Below are 2572 nucleotides of genomic sequence, written 5' to 3'. Positions count from 1 at the left end.
GTCCCCAGCCCCCAGTTGATTAACTATCCTCTTGAATAATCAAGCCGTCTTTTTCAATTTTCAACCATCTGCCACGCCAATATATTTGTTGCCCAAAAGCACCAAGTAACCAGATAATTAAGTTGAGAATATCTCTAAAGGGAAGTAACCAAAGCCAAAGTAAAAGTTTTGGACAATTTATACTCAAGATGGCAATTAATACTTGAATGTAGCGAATGATAAAAGTTACTAAACAAAGTGCAAGCGCCCAATTTTGCCATCCCGATATAAACAGTAATAAAATACTATATACAGTACCGTAACAAAACACCATACCATAGTATTGTGAACCTCGATTAAAACGAATTGTCCTCGCCCAACGTACTTCTCTTTGAAAGAATGATTGAAAGCTTTCGCCAGTTGTATCCGACTCTAAAATATAGCGAGAAAATTCAATTCGATAACCAGCTTCTACTGCTCGTTTCGCTAAATTATAGTCCGATCCAATGCGGTTTAAATGCAAGCCACCAAATTCTGCTAAAGTTGATTTCCGAGTTGCCATTGTCGGGCCAACAGCAAATTTAAAACCGCGATCGATAACTCCAGAAATTAAAGCAGAGGGAATAAAATCAAAACACCGACCAAAGGAAGCTAAAGCTGCTACTATTGTCCGAGGATTTCTGCCGACATATCCACAAGTTACTAAACCAATTTTGGGATCTTTTAAGGGCGCAGTGACAATACTAATATAGTCAGGGATTACCCGAATATCACTATCAGCAAAGATAATAGTTTCATACTGAGCAGCTTCTAGAAGATAACTTAAATTGCTATCTTTGTAATTGATACCTCGGGGTTTTAACCCAATCAATAACTTGACGCGATCGGCATATTTCGCTGCTAATTTTTTTAACAAAGGAACAGCCGGATCTTCCGGGTCTAATACTCCAAAAAGTACTTCATAATTAGGGTAATTTTGCTGACAAAATGATGACCAATTCTCATACGCTCCCTCATCAATACCGCAAACTGGTATCATCAGCGAAACAGAATCTTCGGAAGGGGTTGTTACCTGTTCCTTAGAGGCAAAAAATTTTAGAGTGCAGATGGCACAGGTGATGTAAAAGGCGATCGAGCCGCTAATTAAGATTAGGAAAACAATTTGGAAAAACAGCATCACTAATAACTTTCCCTAACGGATAATAAACTTTCTCTTATAAAGATTACCTGAAAAGTACATTAAGGACAAAGTAAACCGTAGATAAATACACATAAATCAAAAAATTTGCTTAAAAATCTCAAATTATCCGAAGCCAAATAGGGCAAGAAGTTATAGCCGAAGAGTTTGGTTTCCAACCAAGCATAGTTGTAGATTTCCGTATTAATCCTAAAGATGCTTATAAAGAAGGTAAAGATACTTTAATAAAAGGTACTTTGGACTTACTCGATCGTGTTCAAGGAGATGCTGTTTTGCTATTCAACGGGGAACAACCTGTACTGCAAAGAATCAATGGAAAACTTAGACTCTACTCAGGATGGGAGGCTACATTAATAAATATACTTCACGATCGTAAGCTACCTTATGAACTTTATCAGCCCCAATCATCTTCAACAAACATCAAAGTTGGGTAAGAAAATCGCCAGTTGCTTGAGTGATTCTACAAAAGTTTCTGTACCTACCATTGACAACTGACTCAGCACCGCTTCTGCTAATTTACCCAAAGCCATATCTTCCAATTCTGTCAATAGAAAAAGTAAACTCAGCATTCTTTAGATAAAAAAGTTAGTAGTATTCTGTTTTACATATAAAAATGAAATTTGCTTCTCAACCACTTTTTATATGTAATTTAGTAATATATTTATCCTTTAGCCTACATAAGAATTTTTCAAGAGAAAAGGTTTACAATTAAGAAAGATTAAACCAAAAACATCTGTTTCCCCTTTTCCGTTAAGAGTACAACCAGAACAGTAAATATGATTGAACTCCTTGCTGCGCTTTCTGCTGCTGCTGCGGTAGGTGTAGGGAGAATAGCCCTACCATTATTACTAATTGGACTTTTGCAAGGGGATAATCTCTGGTCTCGCGTACCCATACTTTCCCTCATTCATCCACAGGTAGTAGTGGGGATACTCACGAGTTGGTCATTATTTGAATTATTTGCTTCCAAACAACTGCTTGGACAGCGCATTCTGCAAATTATTCATCTCCTATTTAGCCCCGTAGTGGGAGCAATGGTTGGCGCTTTTGTGGCTCAAACCGCTAATCTGGAAGGATGGATGATTGTATTAATTGGTGCGATCGGGGGTTTACTAGCTTTTGTATTACAACTTGTACAAATAGGTTGGTTTTTTCGCCTTCGTGGTTTACCTCTTTGGTTAGTCTTTATTCAAGATGCTTTATGTGTAGTCTTGGTGTTGCTAGCCTTTGACGCACCCAGACAAGGAGGATTAATTGCCATGATCCTACTTTGGCTGGCAATTCGCAGTTCTGGAGAATGGTATCGTTGGTACAGAAAGCAGAAGCATTCTCCTAAGTATCACCCGGATTAGACATTGGAGACTAGGGGACAAGGGGACAAGGGGACAAGGGGAC

General features: G+C 38.3%; 4 protein-coding genes. 2 read left to right on the top strand and 2 right to left on the bottom strand.

From position 1 onward, the window contains the following. Nucleotides 1-19 precede the first annotated feature (19 nt). Nucleotides 20-1156: a glycosyltransferase gene (locus IQ264_RS32150; protein ID WP_228061978.1), complete on the bottom strand. Its 1137-nt coding sequence runs from the start codon at nt 1154-1156 to the stop codon at nt 20-22. 125 nt (nt 1157-1281) lie between these two features. On the opposite strand from IQ264_RS32150, the gene IQ264_RS33970 reads away from it, so the two are divergent. Beyond that, a complete protein-coding gene (locus IQ264_RS33970; protein ID WP_413470381.1) occupies nt 1282-1611 on the top strand; it encodes a SitI3 family protein in 330 nt (109 codons plus the stop codon). Here IQ264_RS33970 and IQ264_RS32145 read toward each other — a convergent pair. Continuing rightward, entirely contained in the window at nt 1588-1746 is a 159-nt protein-coding gene (locus tag IQ264_RS32145) for a hypothetical protein (protein WP_193986786.1), read from the bottom strand. The genes IQ264_RS33970 and IQ264_RS32145 overlap by 24 nt on opposite strands. A gap of 207 nt (nt 1747-1953) precedes the next feature. On the opposite strand from IQ264_RS32145, the gene IQ264_RS32140 reads away from it, so the two are divergent. Further along, on the top strand, nt 1954-2529 hold the full coding sequence (locus IQ264_RS32140; RefSeq protein ID WP_193986784.1) for a DUF4126 domain-containing protein: 576 nt from the start codon (nt 1954-1956) through the stop codon (nt 2527-2529). The last annotated feature ends 43 nt before the right edge of the window (nt 2530-2572 follow it).

The organism is [Phormidium] sp. LEGE 05292, assembly GCF_015207735.1.
Taxonomy (GTDB): Bacteria; Cyanobacteriota; Cyanobacteriia; order Cyanobacteriales; family Aerosakkonemataceae; genus Floridanema.
Note: the sequence above shows the minus strand (reverse complement) of the source record. Positions and strands in the feature narration are given on the sequence as shown.

What these genes read in the sequence shown, in the direction of transcription:
- IQ264_RS32150 (WP_228061978.1), bottom strand. Translation starts at nt 1,156, where the DNA reads ATGCTGTTTTTCCAAATTGTTTTCCTAATCTTAATTAGCGGCTCGATC.
- IQ264_RS32145 (WP_193986786.1), bottom strand. Translation starts at nt 1,746, where the DNA reads ATGCTGAGTTTACTTTTTCTATTGACAGAATTGGAAGATATGGCTTTG.
- IQ264_RS32140 (WP_193986784.1), top strand. Translation starts at nt 1,954, where the DNA reads ATGATTGAACTCCTTGCTGCGCTTTCTGCTGCTGCTGCGGTAGGTGTA.